Source organism: Methylogaea oryzae (assembly GCF_019669985.1).
In the GTDB taxonomy this organism is placed as follows: domain Bacteria; phylum Pseudomonadota; class Gammaproteobacteria; order Methylococcales; family Methylococcaceae; genus Methylogaea; species Methylogaea oryzae.
Map to the genome: position 1 here is coordinate 2,907,364 of NZ_AP019782.1, position 22,575 is coordinate 2,929,938.

The window sequence follows — 22,575 nt, forward strand, 5'->3', positions numbered from 1 at the left end:
GCCGCTTTGCACGTCCCTTCCATTAAAATGTCCCCGTTCCCATCATCGACTTTTTAGGACCAATCCAGCCATGCGCACCAGCCAGTTCCCCCTCAACACACTCAAGGAAAGCCCCGCCGACGCGGAAATCGTCAGCCACAAGCTCATGCTGCGCGCCGGCCTGATCCGCAAATTGGCTGCCGGCATGTACAACTGGCTGCCGCTGGGCCTGCGCGTGCTGCGCAAGGTGGAACGCATCGTCCGCGAAGAAATGGACCGCACCGGCGCCATGGAAGTGCTGATGCCGGTGGTGCAGCCGGCGGAACTGTGGCAGGAATCGGGCCGCTGGGAGTTCTACGGCCCGGAATTGGCGCGCTTGCGCGATCGCCACGCCCGCGAATTCTGCCTAGGCCCCACTCACGAGGAAATCATCACCGATCTGGTGCGCAACGAAGTGCAGTCTTATAAGGAACTGCCGCTGTGCTATTACCAGATCCAGACCAAGTTCCGCGACGAGGTGCGTCCCCGTTTCGGCGTAATGCGCGCGCGCGAATTCGTCATGAAGGACGCCTACTCCTTCCATAACGATTACGAGTCGCTGCAACAAACCTACGACGCCATGCACGAGGCCTACAGCCGCATCTTCACCCGGCTGGGGCTGGAATTCCGCCCGGTGCGGGCCGACACCGGCGCCATCGGCGGCAGTTCCTCCCACGAATTCCACGTGCTGGCCGACTCCGGCGAGGACGCCATCGCCTTCTCCAGCGCCAGCGATTACGCCGCCAACGTGGAATTGGCCGAAGCCGTCGCCCTGCCGGCGCCGGAAGCCGGTGCGCCGCAGCCCATGAGCCTGGTCGACACCCCCACCCAGCGCAGTATCGAGGAAGTTTCCGCCCACCTGAACGTGCCGCCCTCCCGCTGCCTGAAAACCCTGGTGGTGAAAGCGGAAGACGGCGGCGTCATCGCCCTGTTGCTGCGCGGCGACCACGAACTGAACCCTATCAAGGCGGAAAAACTGCACGGCGTGGCCGCGCCGCTCACTTTCGCCAGCGACGAGGAAATCCAGGGCGCCGGCAGCGTGGCCGGCTTCATGGGCCCGGTGGGACTAAACATCCCCATGCTGGTGGACCGCAGCGCCGCCAACCTGGTCAATTTCGTCAGCGGCGCCAACCAGGCCGGCAAGCACTATATAAATACCAATTGGGGCCGCGACGCTGAACTGCCCGCCGTGGTAGACCTGCGCACCGTGCAAGCAGGCGATCCCAGCCCCGACGGCCAGGGCAACCTGACCATCGCCCGCGGCATCGAGGTGGGCCACATCTTCCAGCTGGGCACCAAATACAGCGAAGCCATGCAGGCCCAGGTGCTGGACGAAAACGGCCAGAACCGCACCATGATCATGGGCTGCTACGGCATCGGCGTCACCCGCGTGGTGGCCGCCGCCATCGAGCAGAACCACGACGACAAGGGCGTCATCTGGCCGGGCCCCATCGCGCCTTTCGACGTGTGCCTGGTGCCGGTCAACATGCACGCTTCGGAGACGCTGCAAGCCGCGGCGGAACAGCTCTATGCCGACCTGAAAGCGGCCGGCGTCGACGTGCTGTTCGACGACCGCAAGGCCCGCGCCGGCGTCATGTTCGCCGACATGGAACTGATCGGCATCCCCCACCGGCTGGTCATCAGCGAACGCGGCCTGGCCGGCGGCACGGTGGAATATCGCGGCCGGCGCGATGCGGAAAGCCAAAATATCCCCTTATCCGACGCCGTGGCTTTTCTCCGGGGAAAACTCGCCGCGGAATAACACCGGTAAACCGCGCCGTATTTGCGCCGTAAAGCCGGAATATTCGCCTGCCGCAAGGCAGGCAAAAACCTTGCCGATAACGAGGTATTCTGTTACGATCACGGGTGAGACGGGGGTTTTGTTGCGCTTTCGCAAAAAGGCATTGCGACAATGCAACAAACGCGATTAAATTCGCAACGTCCCGTAGAAACCAATAACAAGGGGAGTGTCTATGAGCAAGAAAACCAATGTTTTGCTGGCGTCGGCCGTAGCCGCCAGCGTTTTGATGATGGGCGCCCAGGGCGCCAGCGCCGCCGGTAAGGTGACCGCTGCGGACAAATCCGCAGGCGTCATCGAGCAGCGCCTGAAAATGATGGAAGACCAGATGAACGCCATGCGCTCCGAACTGAGCCGCGTCCGCGCTGAATCCGCTTCCAATGCGAAAGTAGCCGACCTGGAAGCCAAGGTCGCGAAAACCGAATCCGTTGCCGCTGCCTCCGCCAAGAAGAGCAAGAGCAACATGGTCTTCTTCCGCGGCGGTTATACCCAAGTCAAGCAGGCCCGTGGCGGCAACGGCCCGCTGGGCACGTCCGGCGCGCCCGAACTGCTGGTCAGCAACGGCGACAACAACGGCTGGTACAGCGGCGCCGGTTTGGACTTCAGCCTCAGCGACAATCTGTTCGGTCTGACCGACCAAGCCGAGCTGTTGGGCGAAATCATGTTCGAGTACAAGAACTTCGGTTCCAGCCACAACACCCTCACCGGCGTAGCGGAAATCCTGGGCACCAGCTCCACGGGTCCGCAGACGAAGAACGAAATCACCATGTTCACCCTCACGGCGTCGCCCAAGATCAAGTTCATGCCTGGCAGCGACTTCCGTCCGTGGATCATTCCCGCCGGTCTGGCTATGCACGTCATCAGCCCGCCCAGCAACGGCGTAACCGTGCTGAACCCCGGCCTGATGACCGGCGTGGGCGCAGATTACAAAATCTGGAACAACATCTACGCCGGCGCGGACTTCCGCTACCACTTCACCGGCGACTCGCTGGGTTACAAGAGCACGCGTACTGGCGCCAGAGGCACCAATACCGACGGATTCACGTCCGGCGCTTACCTGGGTATCGGCTTCTAAGCCAACAGCCCCGACCCAACGGTCGAAAAAGGGGGACCCTCGCGGGTCCCCCTTTTTTTTTGCTGCAGCGGCCGGCCCCGCCGGATCGGAACTACAGCGCCGCATCGAATGCGGCAATAATAACCCAGGGAATACAAACATCGTTTTTAAGGACACCCAATGACGAATCCCTCCGAAACCACCGCCAATCGCCTGGAACGCCTAGCCGCCGCGCTGCTGGACGAAAACGCCAGTTACGGCGAATTGCGCCAGGCTTGCCAGGACTTTTCCGTCCTGGGAGAGGAAGTGACCGGCATAGGCGAACAAAGCGCGGAGCCCGACCAGGCGCGGGAAACCATCCTGTCCAGCGGCAAAGCGGTAAGCCCGCTGGTGGCCGCCCGCTGCGCCTGGGACTTCGCCCGCACCAGCCGTTTCGCGCGCGGCCTGCACGCCGCGCTGCTGGAAGCGCAACGGCGCTTTCCCGGCCAAGCCATCCACACGCTCTACGCCGGCTGCGGCCCCTACGCCACGCTGATCCTGCCTTTGTTGGGACGATTGCAGCGCGGCGCTTTCCGCTTCACCCTCGTCGACGTACACCCCCTGGCGTTGGACAACGCCCGTAAGATCATCGGCCATTTCGGCTTTGAGGACTTCATCGACGACTATCTGCTGGTGGATGCCAGCACGGCGGACTTCGCCAACCTGCGCCCCATCCACGTGGCGGTGACGGAAACCATGAACCGGGCCATGATGACGGAGCCGCAACTGGCGGTAAGCGCCAATCTGGCCCGTTACTTGGAAGCAGACGGCATCCTGGTGCCGGAGCAAATCACCGTGAGCGCGGCGCTGCTCGACGCCGGCAAGGAATTCACCCTGCTGCCGCCGGACTATCAAGGCGCCCCGCCTCCGTTGCAACGCCGCCGTCTGGAGCTGGGCGCGGTGATGGTGCTGGACAAGGCCATGGCCCAATCCCTTGGCGCCGCCGCCACGCCGGAACGCCTGCCGCCGGTCGCCCTGCCCTGGCCGGAACAGCAACAACGGCAAGGATTGCGGCCCGCCTTGCTGACCCACATCCGCGTGTTCGGTCCGCATACGCTGGGTTGCTACGACTCCAGCCTGACCATCCCGGAGCGCTTGAAAATCACCGCGCCGCCGGAAGGGCCGGCGCGCTGGGAATTCACCTACCGCCTGGGCCGGCGTCCCGGCTTCGAACACCGCTTCGCCGAGTAATCAACCCAGTCAGCCGCAAGTCCCGTCGTCCGTAGCCGGTTCCTCCTGCAACGGTTCGCCGGGAATGACGTGGCCTTCGTTGGCCCATTCGCCCAAGTCGATGAGCTTGCAGCGTTCGCTGCAAAAAGGCCGATAGCGTTGCGACGGCAGCCAAGGCACGGGCTTGCGGCAGGTGGGACACTTGACGATTTTGTAGACGGCGGCGGATTCGGGCATTTCTCTGAGCTCGCGACAAACGATGGGATTATGCTGCCGCACTTGGCCGCGCCGATCAATTGCCCGCCACCCGCTTGTTTTACAATAGCCGGCGGACCTCCCCCCGCCACGCCAGAGGAAATCAGCCTTGCCATCCCATCTCCCAGAACAGATGTTAGCGGTGGACATCGCCGCCGCCGGCGGACCGGAAATGCTGCGCCTGTGCCACCGGCCTGTTCCGCAACCGGGCGCGGGCGAGGTATTGATCAAAGTGGCCGCCGCCGGGGTCAACCGGCCCGACGTGATGCAGCGCCTGGGCCTGTATCCGCCGCCGCCCGGCGCTTCCGACATTCCCGGCCTGGAAGTGGCCGGAGAAATCGCCGCCCTGGGGCCCGGCGTGCCCGGATGGGCGGAGGGAGATCAAGTCTGCGCCCTGGTCACCGGCGGCGGCTACGCCGAATACTGCCTCGCGTCGGCCTTGCTGTGCCTGCCCTCGCCCAAAAGCCTCAACACTGTCCAAGCGGCGGCTCTGCCGGAAACCTTCTTCACCGTGTGGAGCAACGTGTTCGACCGAGGCCGGCTGCAACCCCACGAAACATTGTTGGTGCACGGCGGCGCCGGCGGCATCGGCACCAGCGCCATCCAGTTGGCGAAAGTCTGGGGCGCCACGGTTTACGCCACCGCCGGCAGCGACGACAAATGCCGCTGCTGCGAAACGCTCGGCGCCGATAAGGCCATCAATTACCGCAACGAGGATTTTGTGGAGCGCATCAAAGCCCTGACCGCCGGCCGGGGGGTAGACTTGATCCTGGACATGGTCGGCGGCGACTACCTGCAACGCAACCTGGATTGCTTGGCCACCGACGGCCGCTTGGTGCAAATCGCCCTGCAGCAGGGTCCGAAAACCCAGATCAATCTTTTGCCCATCATGCTGAAACGCCTCACCCTTACCGGCTCCACCCTGCGCGCCCGCCCCGTCAAGGAAAAGGCCGTCATCGCCGACACCTTGCAAACCAAGGTTTGGCCCGTGCTGGAAACGGGCCGCATCCGGCCGCTGGTGCACTGCACTTTCCCCTTGGCCGAAGCCGCCGAGGCCCATCGTCTGATGGAAAGCGGCGGCCATATGGGCAAAATCGTGCTGACCGTGTCCCCTTGAGCCTTGCGGCCCGGGGATAGATCGCGGCCGCAGCCTCCAATCACATCCCAAGGAAACTCCCGTGTCCCGTCGTCACTTCCCCCTAGCTAAGCCCCTTATCGGCCTATGGCTGCTGTCTTTACTGTCCGGCTGTACCTGGGTTCAACCACCGCCGGAGCCGCCGCCCCAACCCAGCGCCGACCTATTCGACGACGAGCTGGAACGCCACCGTTTCACGCTGGAGAAAGACGCCGACGTCATAGGCGCCAACGCCATGCTGGTCACGCGGGACGGCGATAACCTGCCGGACATCGCCCGCCATTTCGGCCTGGGGCTGCAAGCCATCAACGACGCCAACCCGGCGGTGGACACCTGGGTGCCGGCGCCCGGCAGCCGCGTGCTGCTGCCCACCCAATGGATCGTGCCGGACGCCCCTCGACAAGGCATAGTCGTGAACCTGGCCGCCATGCGTCTGTTCTATTTCCCCAAGGATAAAAGCAACCGCCAAGTGCGCACCTACCCGGTGGGCATAGGCCGCGAAGGCTGGAGTACCCCCACCGGCGAAATGAGCATCGACAACAAGGTCGCCGGCCCCACCTGGTACGTGCCGGATTCCGTGCGCAAAGAACACGCCGAAAAGGGCGATCCGTTGCCCGCCGCCGTGCCGCCCGGCCCGGAGAACCCCCTAGGCGCCTACGCGCTCTATCTGAGCCGCCCCAAATACCTGATCCACGGCACCCACAAACCCTACGGCGTGGGATTGCGCGTCAGCCACGGCTGCCTGCGCCTGTACCCGGAAAATATCGAGCGGCTGTTCAAGGAGGTGCCGGTAAAAACGCCGGTTCACATCGTCAACCAGCCGTATTTGCTGGGCCAACTGGGCGACCAATGGTACCTGGAAGCCCACACGCCGCTGGAAGGCACGGACGCGAAAAACGCCCGCAAGGCGTTGAAAGCGCGGCTTAAGCAATTGGCCGCCAAGCAGCGCCTGACGGTGGACTGGAAAAGAGTGGACGCCATTCTGGAAGCGGCCGACGGCGTGGCCGAGCCCATCGCCCAGGACGCCACGGATCCGCCCACCGTCGAGCACCCCGAGCGGTTCCACGGCGCTCCCGCGCCGGTAGCCTTCGAACCGGGCCGCTGGTACGTGCAAGTGCTCGACACGCCGAACGAAGTCCTGGCGCAGAAATTGGCCGCCATGGTCAATCACCAGGGACCGCCGATCCCGGCCTTGGTACGCACCAAAGGCCAAGAACGCTACCAGGTACTGGCCGGCCCCTTCCCGGCCGCGGAGCAGGCCAAACGCGCCCGCGACCGCATTCAGATGGAGTTCGAGCTGGCGTCCTTGCACCTGGTCAGCCCTAAGGAGACCGCCGAACCGGCGCGGCCTTGAACACGGCGCAGGAAACAAATCCCCAAATTTCGCCGCCTTGAGCTACCATCCCAACTAGACGCCAGCATGGAAACATGGCCGGCGCCCCCCGGCCGCTGGTTTCGTAGCAAACCCGGCCGCACCGCCGGGACGCGGCAATGCGAACCTATCGCGGCCAGGGGGCGCCCAACGACCGAGAACCGCCTTGAGTTCCGGTTTTGGACGACATCAAAAGCCTGACCCACCATCCCCATGGCCCAGCACAGACGCACCGACATAAGCTCTAGCGAGCAACGCTCCCTCAAGGCGCAACTGTCGGCGGTCGTCGTGCTGGCACTGTTGCTGGTGTTAAGCATGTGGCGGCTTTGCCTCGGTACCGGCCAGGCGGAGGCGCCGGCCATCACCATCGGCCTGCTCTATTCCCAATCCGGCACCATGGCCGCCGACACCGCGCCCATGGCGGACGCCATACGGTTCGCGGTGGAGGAAATCAACGCCCGCGGCGGCATCGACGGCAGTCCCGTAGAAATCAAGATCGGCGACGGCCGCTCCGACCCCGACCTATTCGCCGCCGAAGCGGAACGGCTCATCACCCAGGAGCACGCGGCGGCATTGTTCGGCTGCTGGACCTCCGCCTGCCGCAAAGCGGTCAAAACCGTCGTGGAACGGCACGATCACCTGCTGTTTTATCCCCTGCAATACGAAGGACTCGAACAATCGCCCAACATCGTCTACCTGGGCGAGTCCCCCAACCAGCAGATCATTCCCGCCACCAGCTGGGCGCTGCGCAACCTGGGCAAACGCCTGTACCTGGTCGGCAGCGATTATGTATTTCCCCGCATCGCCAACGCCGTCATCCGCCGCCAGGCGGAACTACTGGGCGGCACCGTCGTCGGCGAAGAGTACCGTCCCCTGGCGGATCAAAACTTCGGCGCCATAGCCCGAGACATCGTCCAAACCCGCCCCGACGCGATCCTTAATACCGTCAACGGCGACAGCAACCTGGCGTTTTTCGCCGCCCTGCGCGAGGCCGGCATCGCGCCCGACAAGCTGCCGGTGTTGTCGTTCAGCGTCGCCGAAGGACAAACGGTGGGGCAATTGCCGGGAGATTACGCCGCCTGGAGCTATTTTCAGTCCTTGCCCAACCAGGCCAACGGCGACTTCGTGGCGGCGTTCCGCCGCCGTTACGGCCAGCAACGGCAAGTCTCCTCCCCCATGGAAGCCGGCTACGCCGGCGTCAAACTGTGGTCGGCGGCCGTGGCCGGGCTGGGCGACGCGACGCCGTCCATGGTGCGCCAAGCCCTGGCCGGGCTCAGCATCGCCGCGCCCGGCGGCCCGCTGATCTTGGACAAGGCCAACCAGCACGCATGGAAAACGGCCCGCATAGGCCGTCTCGCCCCGGACGGGCTATTCCAGGTGGTTTGGTCGTCGGAAACGCCGATCCGGCCCGAGCCGTTTCCGCGCTTTTTCTCCCGGCAAGAATGGCAGGCGCGCCTGGACGACTTGTACCGCGCCTACGGCAACCGTTGGGCCGCGCCATGAAACGCATCACTCACAAGCTGATACTGGCCTTGCTGGTGACCGCCCTGCTGCCCTTGGGGCTGGTCATGGTGGGCGATTACCGGCAAACCCGCGAACAACTGACGCGGGAAATTCTGCACCGCGTGCGAGCCATCGCCGACGCCCGTATCCAACGGGTGGAAAGCTACACCGAAACCAAACGCCAGGAGATCACCGCCCTGGCCGAAACCCCCACCGTCGGGGAAGCGCTGGCAGCCTATAAACTGGCCTTCAGCCAAGGCGGCCTAGGCGGAGAGGCGTATCGCCAAGCGGATGCGCATTATGGGCGATTGCTGGCCGCCTACCGGGAGGTTTTCGACTATTACGACCTGTTCCTCATCGCCCCCAACGGCGACATCGTCTATAGCAGCGCCAAAGAGTCCGACCTGGGCGGCAACCTGTTCAGCGACGACTTCGACAACCGGCAACTGCGCCACGCCGTGACCGGCGCCTTGTCCACCCTTAGCAGCGGCCTATCCGATTTACAGTATTACGCCCCCTCCAGGGACATCGCTTTTTTCTCCGCCGCCCCGGTAATCGGCCAAGACGACGTGGCGGGAGCGCTGGCCTTGCAACTGCGCAAGGAGGATCTGTTCGACCTCGTCGCGGACTACCGCGAACTGGGCCGCAAAGGCGACGTGCAACTGGCCATGGCCGACGGTGACGGCGCCGTGCTGGTAGCGCCCTCCCGCTTCGATCCCAACGCCGCCTTTAAGCGACGCGTCGCGGCCGTCAAGGAAGCCCCGCAACCGCCGCTGCTGGCCGCCCTGAGCGGCGCCGACGGCGACGGCCTCTATGTCCCCGACGACGCCCCGCCCCATTTGGCGGCCTGGCGCTATTTGCCGTCGCTGCGCCTGGCCATGGCGATCAGCATCGACGCCGAGGAAGCCCTCGCCCCCGTTACGGCGCTGCAAAGACAAATGCTCGGCACCGGCTTGATCGTGGTCCTGACCGTTCTGCTCCTGTCCCGGCTGCTGGCCCAAGCCATCGCCGACCCGATCAAGCGGCTCAAGGCCGCCAGCGAAGCCGTCACCGCGGGCGATTTAACCTACCGCGCCAACATCGCCGGCGAAGACGAAACCGCCAGCCTGGCGCTGTCCTTCAACCATATGGTGGACAAGCTGCAAAGCAACCAGGCGGCCCTGCAACAGGAAATGCAAACCCAGGTGCAGCTGACCGAACGCCTCACCGAAGCGGAACTGGCGGCGCGGGAAAACGAAGCGCAACTCCGCTTAATTTTCGACTCCACCGCCGAAGCCATCGTCTCCATCGATGCCCAAGGCCTCATCGTCGCAGCCAACGCCGCCGTAGAAACCACATTCGGTTACACCGCGGCGGAATTGCTCGGCCGCAACGTCACCGTACTCATGCCGGAACCCCACCAAAGCCGGCACGACGGTTATCTGGCCCACTACCACAACACCGGCGTGGCCAAGGTACTAGGCCAAACGCGGGAATTGCTGGGACGCCGCAAGGACGGCACGCAATTCCCCGTGGAACTGTCCGTGCGCCCGGTGACGCACGGCGGCGCCATCGCCTTCACCGCCCTGATTCGCGACATTACCGAACGCAGCCGCACGGAAACGCGGCTGCGCATCCTGTCCGCGGCGGTGGAGCAAAGCCCGTCCATGATCTACATCGCCGACAAACAAGGCATCATCGAATACGCCAACCCGGAAATGTGCCGCGCCGCCGGCCGCAGCGCCGAGGAGCTGATCGGCTCGGCGGCAAAATTGATCGAGCCCGCAGGCGAAGATTTATGGCATACCGTCCTGTCGAAAGAGGTCTGGCAAGGGCAATATCGCAATGTGATCGCGAACGGCGACGAACGCTGGTTCCTGGCCTCGGTGGCGCCGATTTTCGGCAGCGACGGAGACATCAGCCACATCGTCGCCGTGGCCGAAGACATCACCGGCATCAAGCTCGCCCAGCAGGAATTGAAGCAAGCCAAGGAGCAAGCCGACGCCGCCAGCCGCGCCAAGTCCGAGTTTCTCTCGCGCATGAGCCACGAACTGCGCACCCCGCTCAATGCCATCATCGGCTTCGCCCAGCTCATGGACGATCCGGACGAGCCCTTGAGCGAATCGCAGCGGGAAAATATCGACGAGATATCCGGCGCCGGCCGGCAGCTGTTGAAAATGATCAACGAGGTACTGGAGCTGTCCCAGCTGGAATCCGGCCAAAGCGCCCTTTACATGGAGGCCCTCGCCCTGGACGACGTGCTGGCGGAAGCGGCCAATCTGGTAGAGCCGCTGGCGGAAGCGCGCCACGTCCTCATCGAGGTGAAGCTGACCGAATGCGCCACGTGGACCGTTTGGGCCGATCGCCAACGGCTGGAGCAGTGCCTGATCAAACTGCTGTCCAACGCCATCAAATACAGCCGTGAGCGGGACACGGTAACGGTCCACTGCTCGTTGCAACAAGGTCGAGCCCGCCTCGCCGTCACCGACCAGGGGCCGGGCATATCCCCCGAGCAAATGCCGCGCCTGTTCCAACCGTTCGAAAACTTCGACGACGACCAGTGGGAAACCGAAGACAGCGGCGTCGGCCTGGCCGTAACGCAACGCTACATGGAACTGATGGGCGGGCGCATCGAAGTGGACAGCCAACCGGAACGGGGCAGCACGTTCACCCTGGTACTGCCGCTCACGCCGGCGGAACCGCACGATGCCTAGCTCGCCGATTTTCCCCGCGGAGCCGGGCCAAGCCCCGTAAAATAGGCGCTATGAACGACGCCAACGCCACGCCCTTCGCCTCCCTGAGCCCCGATTGCATCATCGACGCCGTCGAGAGCCTGGGCCTTAACTGCGACGGCCGGCTGCTGGCGCTCAACAGCTACGAGAACCGCGTTTACCAAGTGGGCCGGGACGACGGCCCGCCCCTGGTGGCGAAGTTCTACCGCCCCGGCCGCTGGGACGATGCGGCCATCCTCGAGGAGCACGAATTCGTGCAAGCGCTGCACGAGGACGAGCTGCCGGTGGTGCCGGCGCTGAGCCTGGCGGGAAGCACCCTGCACCGTTACCGGGACCAGCGCTTCGCCCTGTTTCCCAAGCAAGGCGGCCGCTCGCCCGACCTGGAAAACAGCGACACCCTGGAACGCATGGGCCGGCTCATGGGCCGGCTCCACGCCGTCGGCGCGCTGCGGGCTTACAGCCACCGCCCGACGCTGGACATCGCCAGCTTCGGCCTGGAGCCGCGCGATTACCTGCTGGAGCACGACTTCATACCGGCGGATTTGCGCGAAGCCTGGAGCAGCGTGGCGCAACACGCCCTGGAACGGATAGCGCGCGCCTACGAACGGGCCGGCGACGTGCGCCACCTGCGCCTGCACGGCGACTGCTACGCCGGCAACGTGCTGTGGACCGACGACGGCCCCCACTTCGTCGACTTCGACGACAGCCGCATGGGGCCGGCCGTTCAGGACCTGTGGATGCTGCTGTCGGGGGAACGGGCCGAGCGCTCGCGGCAACTGGCGGACTTGTTGGCCGGCTACGAAGACTTCTACGACTTCGATCCGGCTGAGCTGCACCTGATCGAAGCCCTGCGCACCCTGCGCCTGCTCCACTACTCCGCTTGGCTCGCGCGCCGCTGGCACGACCCGGCCTTCCCCGCCGCCTTCCCCTGGTTCAACACGCCCCGCTATTGGCAGGAACGTATCCTGGAACTGCGCGAACAATTGGCCTTGATGGACGAAGCGCCGCTATGGTCCGCCTAAAATTCGCGGTCGCAAATGGGAACCGCGACACGTTATCCACCGCGGCGCTTGACAAAGGAAAAGGGGAGTCCCAGCCCTTGCGCGGCAAGGCTTCCAGCCGCATGCCCTTAAGCAGGAAAGGCTAATTCGATAACAGTTTCAATACCTTATCGCAAGCCCTTGGATCAGAGGGAACTCGCGGCAAGTTTCTGGACGATCCAACGGAGGCCGCGCCAGCGGCGACGAAAACCGTCCCATCCACAAACTTACCCACAGGTTTTTCCACGGTTTCTGTGGATGAATCGGCGCCGCCTTTCGACGCGTGGCGTCACACCCGGCGAGCCGAAAGGCGCTCCGTGCCGAGAGTCCATGAGTCCTCCCCTCGCCGGACGATGCCGCAGACTTGAAAAAGCAAAGCCGCTACATCTTATCCACCGTCCGCTTGACAAAGCGGAAGGGGGGTTGCAGCCCTTGCGCCACAAGGGCTGCGGCGCTACAACCTCAAACAGGAAAGGCTAATTCGATAACAGTTTCAATACGTTATCGCAAGCCCTTGGACCAGAGGGAACTCGCGGCAAGTTTCTGGACGATCCAATGGAGGCCGCGCCAGCGGCGACGAAAGCCTTCCCATCCACAAACTTATCCACAAGTTTTTCCACGGTTTCTGTGGATGAATCGAAGCGCTCAGTTCCGGCCGGCGCGCGATTCGCGCCGATAGCGCTCGCTCCATAGCAGCACGTACAACAAGCCGCTCAGCGCGGTCGTGACGAAGGTGCAAACGACCAGGAAGTTGAGCATCGGCGCCGCCACCGGCTTGATGCCTTGGCTATACATCACCGCCGCCACCAGCAGAATTTGCAGCGCGGTGTTGACCTTGCTGAGGAGCAAAGGATGGGCGTCGAACGGCCCCCGCAAACGCCAATACAACGTCGCGCCCGCCACGATCACGCCGTCGCGAACGAATACGGCGTACACCAGGTCGGCCGGCAGCAGGCCCTGCCAGCCGAACACCGCATAGGCGGACAACAGCAGCAGCTTGTCGGCGATGGGGTCCAGATGCGACCCCAGCCGGCTGGTCCAGCCGCAACGCCGGGCGAGGAAGCCGTCCAAACCGTCGGACGCGGCCGCCGCGGCGAACCAGTACAGCGCGTCCGGGTAACGCCGCTCCCACAGGGCCAGCGCCACCGGCGCCACCAGGCCGATGCGCAGGACGCTGATGATATTGGGGATGTGGCGCGCCTTCACGGCAGCCACCGATAGCGCAATGCGTCGCCGTCCGGCTCGCCGCTGCGCTGCCAGTGGGCGCCGCCGAGCAGGGGTTCCAAGGCCGCCGCACCGCCGGTCACCTTCAAGCGGAAACGGGCGGCGTCGCCGTCCATATCCAGCCATTGCGCTTGTTTGTCCGCCGCCAGCGCCTCCAGCTGGCGGCGCGCGGCGGCCAACTCGGCCAGGCCGGTCAAACCTTCCACCCGAATCACCACGCCGGCCGCCTCGTTGACGGCGGCGGCCGCGCCGGGCGCGGCAGCGGCGACAGGCGGCGCCAAGCTATCGTAGGCGGCGCCAAATCCGGCCCGAAGCGCGTCCGCCAACGTGGGATAGGTTTCGTTCCAACGGCGCGCTTCGCCGCCCAGCCACCAGCGCCATTGCGCCTGCCAGGCTTGCTCGCCCTGCTTGACGATCTGGCCGGCCAAGATGGCGGCGCTGCCGTAACGGGAGGAAGCCGCCAGTACGCGGGCGTCGTCGCCGAAGGACGGGTCTTGCAAACGGCTGGCCGCGGCATCGTCCGCCGCCGGCAGCAGCAGGGCGACGCCGCGTTCCTGGGCCGTTTTCTGCGCCAGGGAGGACAAGCCGCCGTCGCCGGCCAGGACCAGGCGCGACGCCGTTCCGTCCTTGACCGACAGCCAGGCCAGCACGTCCGGCCGCTGCGCCCCCCAAGGCGCGAGATGCTGCGCCGCCAGGGCGGCGTTGACCGCGGCGGGGGCGAACTGCACGCGCAAGCGTAAATTCGGCGCGCCGCCGGCCGGCGCCGGCTCTTCGGCATAGCCGTAGCTTTGCGCCAGTTGCGGCGCTTGGCCGAGCAAGCCTTTCAACCAAGCCGCGTCGGCCAGGCTGTCGCGGTGCAGCAGCTTGCCCAACACGGCGCGCAAGGCGCCGGGCATGGCCGCTTTAGCGGCGGCCTCGTCCCGTCCGGCGACGGCAACCTCGCCTTGGTACAGATTTTTCACCTCGCCGGCGCCGGCCCACCCCGCCGCCGCCAGCAGACAAATCCCCATCACGGCTGTGACTACGCGCACCTCGCTCTCCGATCCGCAGCATTCGCGGCAAATGCATGTAAAATAGCACAACCCTATCACCCATAACGCAAGCCCGCCCGCGACGGCGGGCTTGCGCTTTCAGCCAACGAGGTATCCCTTGAGCGAGCCAGCTGCCGACCGTCTCGACTACCGTAGCGCCGGCGTAGACATCAACGCCGGCAATGCCCTGGTGGAACGTATCAAACCCATCGCCGCCCGCACGCGCATTCCCGGCGTGTTGGCCGGCCTGGGCGGGTTCGGCTCCCTGTTCGAGCTGCCCAAGGACCGATTCCGCAACCCGGTGCTGGTGGCCGGCACCGACGGCGTCGGCACCAAGCTGAAACTGGCCCAGCAACTCGACCGCCACGACACCATCGGCATCGACCTGGTGGGCATGTGCGTCAACGACATCGTCGTGCAGGGCGCGGAACCGCTGTTCTTCCTGGATTATTTCGCCTGCGGCAAGCTGGACGTGGACGTGGCGGCCAGCGTCGTGGCCGGCATCGGCCAGGGCTGCGAGCAGGCCGGCTGCGCCCTGGTGGGCGGCGAGACGGCGGAAATGCCCGGCATGTACGCAGAAGGCGATTACGACCTGGCCGGCTTCTGCGTCGGCGCGGTGGAAAAGGACGACATCCTCGACGGCAGCAAAGTGCGCCGCGGCGACGTGCTCATCGGCCTGGCCTCCTCCGGCCCCCATTCCAACGGCTACTCCCTGATCCGCAAGATCGTCGAACGCAGCGGCGTTGACCTGGCCAGCGACCTGGACGGCGCCAGCCTGGGCGACCGGCTCATGGCGCCCACCCGCATTTACGTGAAGTCCCTGTTGCAATTGGTGAAGGAACTGCCGGTGCACGCCCTGGCCCACATCACCGGCGGCGGCCTCACGGAAAACCTGCCGCGGGTGCTGCCCAAGGGCGTTTGCGCCGTCATCGATTTGGAGTCCTGGCGCCGCCCGGCGGTATTCGACTGGCTGCAGAAACAAGGCGGCGTCGAGGAGAGCGAGATGTTGCGCACTTTCAACTGCGGCATCGGCATGATCCTCTGCGTGCCGGCCGGCCATAGCGACGCGGCGGTGGCCCGGCTCAACGCCCTCGGCGAGCAAGCCTGCGTCATCGGCGAAATCGTCGAAACCCGCGGCGACGAGCCGATTCGCTACGCCAATCAAGGCGCCTGAATCGGCACGCCTGAAAATTCAAGGGGAAACCGGCATTAAGCCGCCGCTAACTGGCCTTTCGCTAAACTCTGCCGAAATCCAGCGAGCCAAAAGCGGCCTAATCCGCCCCCCGATACACTATTGAAGGCGGGCGGGCCCCTGCCCGACTAAGCCCCGTAACGCAAAGCAACAATAAAAGGAGCAGCGCATGGATCTTTCCGTGGTCGTCCCGGTACACAACGAGTCCGAGAACATCGAAAGCCTCGTCGGCGAAATCGACCAAGCCCTCAAGGGCGTGTGCCAATACGAAATCGTCTACGTGGACGACGGCAGCAGCGACGACACCCCGCAAGCCCTGAAGGCCGCCCAGCGCAACCGTCCGCACATGCGCGTTCTCCGCCACGTCAACTGCTGCGGCCAGAGCACCGCGGTCCTCACCGGCGTGCGCGCCGCCCGCGCCCCCTGGATCGCCACCCTGGACGGCGACGGCCAGAACGACCCCGCCGACATTCCCGCCCTGTTCGCCCAATTGAAAGCCCCCGACCGGCCGCAAGGCCTGGCCATGGTGGCGGGCTGGCGGCAGAAGCGCCAGGATACCCCCTGGAGGAAATTCTCTTCCAAATTCGCCAACGGCATCCGCTCCCGCTTGCTGCAGGACGAAACCCCCGACACCGGCTGCGGCCTGAAAGTATTCAACCGCGACGTGTACCTGACCCTGCCCTATTTCGATCACATGCACCGCTTCCTGCCGGCGCTGGTGCAACGGGCCGGCGGCAAGGTGGTGTCGGTGCAGGTCAACCACCGCCCGCGCACCCAGGGCGTATCCAAGTACGGCACCTGGGGCCGCCTTTGGGTCGGCATTTGGGACGTGCTCGGCGTGATGTGGCTGCAACGGCGCGCCAAGGTGCCGGTAGTCGAAGAAGTGCGCCGCTGACGCTCGGCTTCGCACCATGAACCTCACCCGCATCGCCGCCGCCTTCGCGGCCCGCCCCTACCTGCCCCTCTGGCTGCTGACGGTGGTCGCCGGCGTGCTGCTGCGGCCGTTGACTCCCCTGGACGAAACCCGCGTCGCCACCGTGGCCTGGGAAATGTGGAACCGCCAGGACTTCCTGGTGCCCTACCTCAACGGCCATCCTTACAGCCACAAGCCGCCGTTGCTGCAATGGGGCATCCACCTGAGTTGGCTGCTGTTCGGCGTCAACGACTGGACGCCGCGCCTGATCGCGCCCCTGTTCGGCCTGGGCAATCTGCTGCTGACCGAACGGCTGGGCCGGCGCCTGTGGCCGCAGTTGCCGGAGGCCGCCCGCCTGGCGCCGCTGCTATTGCTGGGCATTCCGCTGTGGGCCTTCTGGGCCACACTGACCCTGTACGATTTGCTGATGGGCTTCTTCGTGCTGGGCGCGCTGCACGGCGTGCTGAGCGCCGTCGAAGGCCGGGCTTGGCGCGGCTGGCTCGTAGCGGGCCTGTCCGTCGGCGGCGCGGTGCTGGCCAAAGGGCCGGTGATCCTGGTGTTCCTGCTGCCGCCGGTGCTGTCGGCGCCGTGGTGGAGCGACAACAAGCCGCAGCAAGGCTGGGGCCGTTTCTACCTGGGCTTTGTCGGCGCGCTGCTGCTGGGCGCCGCCATCGCCCTGGCCTGGGCCCTGCCCGCCGCTTCCGCCGGGGGCGAGCGCTACGGCAAGCTGATCCTATGGGGGCAGTTCGCCGGCCGCGTCACAAAATCCTTCGCCCACCAGCGACCCTGGTGGTGGTACGGCCCCATGCTGCCGCTGCTGCTGTTTCCCTGGGTGGTCTGGCCCACCCTGTGGCGCAGCGCAGTCCGCCAGCATTGGGACCAAGGCCTGCGGCTGTGCTGCGCCGTGTTGGTTCCAGTGCTGGTGATGTTTTCCTTCATCAGCGGCAAGCAAGTGCATTACCTGCTGCCGCTGTTCCCGCTGCTGGCCCTGCTGGCGGCCCGCGCCCTCTCCGCGTCCTCCGCCGTGGTCAGCCCGAGGCCGTTCTGGGGCTTGGGGCTGATTTTCCTCGTCGGCGGACTCGGCAACGAATTGCTGCAACTGTCCCAGGTGTTGCTCGGCCAACCCAAGGCCGACAGCGCCCTGCTGGCCTTGCTAGCGCCCCTGCCGCTGGCCTGGAAGCTGGCCATGATCGCCGTGGGCGTATTCCTGGTGGCGTGGAAACGCCCCATGCCCGCCCCGCAAGCGGCCGGCGGGCTAGCCGTGATTCTCGCCAGCGTCCTGTTCGTCCTGGCCCACGTGGCTTACTACTACACCAACTACACCGCCTGGGACGTAACGCCCATCGCGCGCCGCATCGGCGAGTTGCAAAAATCCGGCGTTCCGGTGGTGCACACCGGCATCTACCACGGCGATTTCCAATTCCTCGGCCGCTTGACCGAACGACTGCCCACCACCCGCGCGGCGCTGTTGCCGCAGTGGATCGCCGAACATCCCGACGGCTACATCATCGGCCGTTTCGTGGCCGGCAAGCCCTCGCCCCTGCCTCAGGACAAGGCCGAGACGGTGTGGGATTACCGCAGCCGCAAACTGGGCCTGTGGAAAGCCTCGGCCGTCGCCGGCTCCATGCCTTGACCGAGCGTTTTCCGCTCCGCGCCGATTCCAGATAAAATGCCTCGGGAATGCCGGCCACACGCGGCCGGCGCCCATTCCGGAGAAACGAGCCATGTGGAAAATCCTGCTGCCCACCCTGTTGTCCGCCGCCGTCAGCCTGCCCGCCCTGGCCGATGAAGGCCCGGCCCGCGAAGTGCTGCTTGCCAAGCCGGTGCAACTGCCCTCCGCCGACATCTTCGCCAAAGTCGTCCGCGTCAGCTTCCCGGCCGGCGTGAAAACGCCGCTGCACACCCACGAAGGTCCCGGCCCCCGCTATGTGCTGAAGGGCGAAATCACCGTGGAGGATCACGGCCAGACGTACACCTACAAGGCCGGCCAGGTCTTCTGGGAAACCGGCGAACCCATGGTGGCCGGCAACCGGGGCAAGGAAGAGGCGGTGATGGTCATTTTCGAAATGGCGCCCGCTAAAAAGCCGTGAGCGACCGCCAGCTGGCCCTGATCCGCCATCGGGAGGAATTGCTGGCCTGCGTCCGTTGTCCGGCCATGATCGGTCCGGTGGTGTCCGGCCTGCCGGTGCTCTCGCCGGTGATGCTGGTGGGCCAGGCGCCGGGCGCCAAGGAAGGCCCGGCCGGCAAGCCGTTCGCTTGGACCGCCGGCAAAACGCTGTTCCGCTGGTTCGCTTCCGTGGGACTGGAAGAGGAGCGGTTCCGCCAGCGCGTCTACATGGCAGCCGTTTGCCGCTGCTTTCCCGGCAAGAACCCCAAGGGCGGCGACCGGCCGCCCAGCCCCCGCGAAATCGAAAGCTGCGGCGGCTGGCTGCAACGGGAAATCGAACTGCTGCAGCCGCGGTTGGTGCTGCCGGTGGGCAAAATGGCCATCGCGCTGTTCCTGCCGCCGGCCCCCCTGGCGGAACAGGTGGGCCGGCAATTCCGCGTGGAGAAACACGGCATCGCCATGGACGTAATCCCCCTGCCCCATCCTTCCGGCGCATCGCCCTGGCACCGCATGGAACCGGGCCTCAGCCTGCTGCGCCAAGCCCTGCAACAAGTGGACGCCCATCCCGCCTGGCGGGACGCGAGAACCGGTTAATCCCGGCGCGGGCGCAGGGACATCATCCTTCGTCGTCCAGCAGCGCCCGCAACAGCGGCGCGAACACGTCCACCGCTGCCGCCTCGAACTCCCCATCGAGCGGATCGACGCCGCGATAGACCGCCTGGTAGTAAGCGTTGGCGCCCTCGGGAAAACTGTTGCCGAATTCCGCCCCGCGCCAGGCGGCGGCCGCCGCCTGCAAAGCCGCCAGCCGGACGGCATCGGCGCCTTCGATCCCGCGCGGCGGCTTGGCGAGCTTTTCCGCGTAGGCGAAAGCGCTCTTGAGGAAAAACGGCAGCGGCCGGCGCAATCCTTGGCGGTAGCGGGCCAGCAACCGGGCGAGCTGCTCCCCGGCATCATCCAGCGGCGCGAAACAAACGCTGCCGTCCACCGCCACCAGCCGGCTACGCAACGCCACGCCGTCGGGCTGCAGCAAGCACAGCAGCAGGTGGCGCAGCCACAACCCCAGCAAATGGCGCGGCCGCAGCTTGTCCGGCGTCCAGTCCAGCAAGCCCTGCGGCGAAACGCCTTTCAGCCAGCCGCTCAAGGTCACGCCGTCGGCGCGGAAGGACACGGCCAGCGGCTCCAGCCGCTCTGTCGGCAGCAGCGGCGCCAAGCGCTCGGCCAGGCCGCTCGCCATCGTCTCCTCCCGTTCAAACAAGGCCGCGCCGAACTCGCCGTGGGGCAACCAGCCCTTGGCGTCGGCCAAGGCCAAGGCCAGGCCGTCCTGGCGCGCTCCGCCGGCCAGGCGCAGCCGCAATACGTCGGCCCGCACATCCTGGGCGGCGAAATAGTCCAGGCCGAAGGGCTCGCGCACCGGCAACTGCGCTTCGGCCCGCTCCAAACGCAAGCCCAGGCGCTTTTCCAGCAGGTAGCGGGCCGGATTGGCGTAAAACCAGGCCAAGTCCTCCGGCTCCAGGGTGAGCCACTCGCTTTCCGGTTCGGGCAGTTCGCCGTCGAACAGCGGGACCCCGTCGCCGTCGCCGCGCCCGGCCAATCGCGCCGCGGCCAGCCAGGCGCTGGAATAGGAAGCCAGCCTGTCGCCACCCTGGAAATACAGCGGGCTGAACGGCTGCAACGGATGCGCGACGACGATGCCCGCCAAAGGATCGCCGCCGTCGGCGCCGACGCAACCGGACTTGATCGTGTCCAGCAGTTCCTCCACCAGCACCGACGGCGGCCGCTCGCCGTTGTCCCGGGCGTCGCGGCCGCGGTAGCTGAGGTACAGCACTTGGCGGGCGGACATGAGCGCCTCCAGGAACAAATAGCGGTCGTCGGCCCGCCGCGAGCGGTCGCCCCGGCGCGGGTTGCGCGCCATCAGGTCGAACCCCGAAGGCCGCTGCCGGCGCGGGAAGGCGCCTTCGTCCAGGCCCACCAGGCACAGTACGCGGAACGGCAGGTTGCGCATCGGCACCATGGTGCAGAACGTGACGCCGCCGGTGAGAAACCCCGAGCCGCCGCCGCTCTGGCGCAACTGGCCGGCCAGCCAGTGCTTGACCACGGCCAGGCCCACCGGACTGCCGTAGCCGGCCTGCTCGCCCAATTGCGCCAGCAGGTCTAAGGCGTCGCGCGCCGTCTGCAGGGCGGCCAGCTCTTCTTCCGCGGGATCGAACAGGCGTTCGATCAAATCCCTCAGGCAATCGGCCCAGTGCGGCAAGGTTTGCGGCCGGGCCAAACGCTCGGCCAGCTGGAACAGCGTTTCGGCGAACGCGGCCATCCGCCCCAAAATCCGCGCCCGACCGCCTTCGACGTCGTCGTAGGGCAACAAGCCGGCGTACAAAGCCGGCGCCGCCCCGCTGGCGGGCATGGCGTAACCCAGCAGCAAGCGATTCAAGCCTTCCCGCCAAGTGTGCCGCGTCGTGGCCGGCAAGCCCAGGCCGGCCTTGTGATCGCCGTCGCGGCCCCAGCGCACGCCGGTTTCCTGCAGCCAATGACGGACGGAATCCAGGTCGTCCGCCTCCAAACCGAAGCGGCGCAGCACCGCTGGGTGTTCCATCAAACCCAGCACCCAATCGGTCGGGTAGCGGCTGTCGGGCAAGTCCAGCAGCGCCAAAAACGCCTCCAGCAGCGGCTGCTCCGCGCTCATGCCCCGGTCGGCGATGCTGTAAGGGATGAACGTGTCGCCCTGCCGGCGCGAGAATACCGCCTCCACATAGGGTGCATACAAGCCGATGTCCGGCGTCAGCACCGCCACATCGTCCGGCTGCAGATCGGGATGGCGCTGAAACAGGTGCAGCAAGCGGTCGTGCAGCACTTCCACTTCGCGCATGGGGCCGTGGCAAACATGCACTTGCAGGGAATCGTCCTCCGCGGCCAAGCGCCAGGGCCGGTCGTCGCGGCGATCGCGCAACTCCAGAATATCGGCTTGCAACACCTCCAACAGGCTGCGGCGGGGCGGCTCGGCCTCATCGACCGCGAACTCGCTGTCCAACTGGGGAAACTCGGCCAGCCGGTCGAAAAAGTCCCGTCCTTGCTTGCCCAGGGACGCCAGCAAAGGATGGCCCACCTCCAGGTACAAATCGTCCGCCGAACGCTCGCCGGCGATGCGAGCGATTTCCCGCTGGTCGCGAATTTCCCCCCAGTACTCGCGACAGGGGTTGAGGGCGTACACGTGCACGTCGATACGCCGGGCGAGCGCTTGCAGCACGTCGAGAAACACCGGCGGCAGGGAAGACACGCCGAATACCGACACGCGCGGCGGCAAAGCCAGCGGCGAACCGTCCTCCAGCCGATGCAGCAAACGCCGCACCAGCCGCGCCCGATGGCTGTCCCCTTGGCCGGCGGCCAGATGCCGCCACAGGGCCGCCTGCCACTCCTCGTCCGCGCCCAGCGCCAGGAGCCTTCCCTCCTCCCAAGCCTCGATCCAGTCGGGACGGTAAACCAAGTATTGGTCGAATACGTCCGCCAACCGCTCGGCCAGTTGCTGGCGGCGCCGCTCGTCGCCGCTGTTCAAATAGGCCGCCAAGCGCGGCGAGCGCGCAACGTCCTCCGCCCGTTCCAGCCAAGCGCGGATGCGCCATACCAGCACTTCCGGAGCGAAAGCCGAACGTTCCGGCAGTTCGCCGAAGCACAGCCGTAACAATTGCCAGAGAAAAGAGGCCGGCAAGGGAAACTGCACGTTCGCGCACACGCCCTGGCGCTCCGCCAAACGCAGGGAAATCCAGCGCCCCATGCCCTTGCTTTGCACCACCATCAACTCCGCGGCGAACGGGTCCGGCAGCGGCGAGCGCGCCACTTCCGCCAAGCCGTTCAGCAAGACTTCCAAGCGATGGGATTGGTGCAAATAAAGCATGAACGCAAAGAACGACGCAAAGCGCCGCTAGATTCAGAGGGTTAGGGAATAGAGCCGGTTTGCCAATCCGGCGGACGCCCCGGAGCGAGCGCCTTAAAGCGGCGCCCGCTCCGCCGGGGCAAAGGGA

The 22,575-nt window shown here is 65.8% G+C and carries 17 protein-coding genes; 13 read left to right on the forward strand and 4 right to left on the reverse strand.

The window, feature by feature from the left end:
- Positions 1-70 precede the first annotated feature (70 nt).
- The 3 genes from K5607_RS12695 to K5607_RS12705 all read left to right on the forward strand — a co-directional run bounded on the left by K5607_RS12695 (position 71) and on the right by K5607_RS12705 (position 4,100).
- The gene (locus K5607_RS12695; RefSeq protein ID WP_221047234.1) at positions 71-1,780 is read left to right on the forward strand and encodes a proline--tRNA ligase; all 1,710 of its coding nucleotides are present in this window, start codon (positions 71-73) and stop codon (positions 1,778-1,780) included.
- Positions 1,781-1,991: 211 nt separating this feature from the next.
- On the forward strand, positions 1,992-2,891 hold the full coding sequence (locus K5607_RS12700; RefSeq protein WP_221047235.1) for a hypothetical protein: 900 nt from the start codon (positions 1,992-1,994) through the stop codon (positions 2,889-2,891).
- Positions 2,892-3,050: 159 nt separating this feature from the next.
- Entirely contained in the window at positions 3,051-4,100 is a 1,050-nt protein-coding gene (locus tag K5607_RS12705; RefSeq protein WP_221047236.1) for an SAM-dependent methyltransferase, read from the forward strand.
- Positions 4,101-4,109: 9 nt separating this feature from the next.
- Here K5607_RS12705 and yacG read toward each other — a convergent pair whose 3' ends face one another.
- Positions 4,110-4,316 (reverse strand): DNA gyrase inhibitor YacG, encoded by a 207-nt coding sequence (gene yacG / locus K5607_RS12710; RefSeq protein WP_054773187.1) that lies wholly within the window; start codon positions 4,314-4,316, stop codon positions 4,110-4,112.
- 151 nt (positions 4,317-4,467) lie between these two features.
- Here yacG and K5607_RS12715 point away from each other — a divergent pair, with 151 nt between their 5' ends.
- From K5607_RS12715 to K5607_RS12735, 5 genes are all read left to right on the forward strand, one after another.
- Positions 4,468-5,451 carry an NAD(P)H-quinone oxidoreductase gene (locus K5607_RS12715; RefSeq protein WP_221048941.1) on the forward strand — a complete coding sequence of 328 codons (984 nt, stop codon included), beginning with the start codon at positions 4,468-4,470 and terminating at the stop codon, positions 5,449-5,451.
- A 61-nt stretch (positions 5,452-5,512) separates the two neighbouring features.
- Positions 5,513-6,823, forward strand: coding sequence for a L,D-transpeptidase family protein (locus K5607_RS12720; protein ID WP_221047237.1), 1,311 nt, complete (start codon positions 5,513-5,515; stop codon positions 6,821-6,823).
- A 231-nt stretch (positions 6,824-7,054) separates the two neighbouring features.
- Complete coding sequence (locus K5607_RS12725; protein WP_221047238.1) at positions 7,055-8,344, forward strand: urea ABC transporter substrate-binding protein; 1,290 nt, start codon at positions 7,055-7,057, stop codon at positions 8,342-8,344.
- Complete coding sequence (locus tag K5607_RS12730) at positions 8,341-11,037, forward strand: PAS domain S-box protein (RefSeq protein WP_221047239.1); 2,697 nt, start codon at positions 8,341-8,343, stop codon at positions 11,035-11,037. The genes K5607_RS12725 and K5607_RS12730 overlap by 4 nt, the downstream gene beginning before the upstream one ends.
- 50 nt (positions 11,038-11,087) lie before the next feature.
- On the forward strand, positions 11,088-12,077 hold the full coding sequence (locus K5607_RS12735) for a serine/threonine protein kinase (RefSeq protein WP_221047240.1): 990 nt from the start codon (positions 11,088-11,090) through the stop codon (positions 12,075-12,077).
- Between the two features lie 663 nt (positions 12,078-12,740).
- On the opposite strand, the gene K5607_RS12740 is transcribed toward K5607_RS12735, so the two are convergent.
- Positions 12,741-13,301: a CDP-alcohol phosphatidyltransferase family protein gene (locus tag K5607_RS12740; RefSeq protein WP_221047241.1), complete on the reverse strand. Its 561-nt coding sequence runs from the start codon at positions 13,299-13,301 to the stop codon at positions 12,741-12,743.
- Positions 13,298-14,350, reverse strand: coding sequence for a DUF2066 domain-containing protein (locus tag K5607_RS12745; RefSeq protein WP_221047242.1), 1,053 nt, complete (start codon positions 14,348-14,350; stop codon positions 13,298-13,300). The genes K5607_RS12740 and K5607_RS12745 overlap by 4 nt, the downstream gene beginning before the upstream one ends.
- Positions 14,351-14,468: 118 nt before the next feature.
- Between K5607_RS12745 and purM the strand changes: the two genes are divergently transcribed.
- From purM to K5607_RS12770, 5 genes are all read left to right on the forward strand, one after another.
- A complete protein-coding gene (gene purM / locus K5607_RS12750; protein WP_221047243.1) occupies positions 14,469-15,524 on the forward strand; it encodes a phosphoribosylformylglycinamidine cyclo-ligase in 1,056 nt (351 codons plus the stop codon).
- A 187-nt stretch (positions 15,525-15,711) separates the two neighbouring features.
- Positions 15,712-16,437: a glycosyltransferase family 2 protein gene (locus K5607_RS12755; RefSeq protein ID WP_221047244.1), complete on the forward strand. Its 726-nt coding sequence runs from the start codon at positions 15,712-15,714 to the stop codon at positions 16,435-16,437.
- Positions 16,438-16,453: 16 nt separating this feature from the next.
- Entirely contained in the window at positions 16,454-18,088 is a 1,635-nt protein-coding gene (locus tag K5607_RS12760; RefSeq protein ID WP_221047245.1) for an ArnT family glycosyltransferase, read from the forward strand.
- A gap of 91 nt (positions 18,089-18,179) precedes the next feature.
- The gene (locus K5607_RS12765; RefSeq protein ID WP_082411775.1) at positions 18,180-18,545 is read left to right on the forward strand and encodes a cupin domain-containing protein; all 366 of its coding nucleotides are present in this window, start codon (positions 18,180-18,182) and stop codon (positions 18,543-18,545) included.
- A 65-nt stretch (positions 18,546-18,610) separates the two neighbouring features.
- Positions 18,611-19,156: a uracil-DNA glycosylase family protein gene (locus K5607_RS12770; RefSeq protein ID WP_054774746.1), complete on the forward strand. Its 546-nt coding sequence runs from the start codon at positions 18,611-18,613 to the stop codon at positions 19,154-19,156.
- Positions 19,157-19,178: 22 nt separating this feature from the next.
- Here K5607_RS12770 and recC read toward each other — a convergent pair whose 3' ends face one another.
- Positions 19,179-22,448 (reverse strand): exodeoxyribonuclease V subunit gamma, encoded by a 3,270-nt coding sequence (gene recC, locus K5607_RS12775; protein ID WP_221047246.1) that lies wholly within the window; start codon positions 22,446-22,448, stop codon positions 19,179-19,181.
- Positions 22,449-22,575 lie beyond the last annotated feature (127 nt).

Excerpts from the sequence above, each read along its gene's own strand:
- K5607_RS12695 (WP_221047234.1), top strand. The coding sequence starts at position 71 with ATGCGCACCAGCCAGTTCCCCCTCAACACACTCAAGGAAAGCCCCGCC.
- K5607_RS12700 (WP_221047235.1), top strand. The coding sequence starts at position 1,992 with ATGAGCAAGAAAACCAATGTTTTGCTGGCGTCGGCCGTAGCCGCCAGC.
- K5607_RS12705 (WP_221047236.1), top strand. The coding sequence starts at position 3,051 with ATGACGAATCCCTCCGAAACCACCGCCAATCGCCTGGAACGCCTAGCC.
- yacG (WP_054773187.1), bottom strand. The coding sequence starts at position 4,316 with ATGCCCGAATCCGCCGCCGTCTACAAAATCGTCAAGTGTCCCACCTGC.
- K5607_RS12715 (WP_221048941.1), top strand. The coding sequence starts at position 4,468 with ATGTTAGCGGTGGACATCGCCGCCGCCGGCGGACCGGAAATGCTGCGC.
- K5607_RS12725 (WP_221047238.1), top strand. The coding sequence starts at position 7,055 with ATGGCCCAGCACAGACGCACCGACATAAGCTCTAGCGAGCAACGCTCC.
- K5607_RS12730 (WP_221047239.1), top strand. The coding sequence starts at position 8,341 with ATGAAACGCATCACTCACAAGCTGATACTGGCCTTGCTGGTGACCGCC.
- K5607_RS12735 (WP_221047240.1), top strand. The coding sequence starts at position 11,088 with ATGAACGACGCCAACGCCACGCCCTTCGCCTCCCTGAGCCCCGATTGC.
- K5607_RS12755 (WP_221047244.1), top strand. The coding sequence starts at position 15,712 with ATGGATCTTTCCGTGGTCGTCCCGGTACACAACGAGTCCGAGAACATC.
- K5607_RS12760 (WP_221047245.1), top strand. The coding sequence starts at position 16,454 with ATGAACCTCACCCGCATCGCCGCCGCCTTCGCGGCCCGCCCCTACCTG.
- K5607_RS12765 (WP_082411775.1), top strand. The coding sequence starts at position 18,180 with ATGTGGAAAATCCTGCTGCCCACCCTGTTGTCCGCCGCCGTCAGCCTG.
- K5607_RS12770 (WP_054774746.1), top strand. The coding sequence starts at position 18,611 with ATGATCGGTCCGGTGGTGTCCGGCCTGCCGGTGCTCTCGCCGGTGATG.
- recC (WP_221047246.1), bottom strand. The coding sequence starts at position 22,448 with ATGCTTTATTTGCACCAATCCCATCGCTTGGAAGTCTTGCTGAACGGC.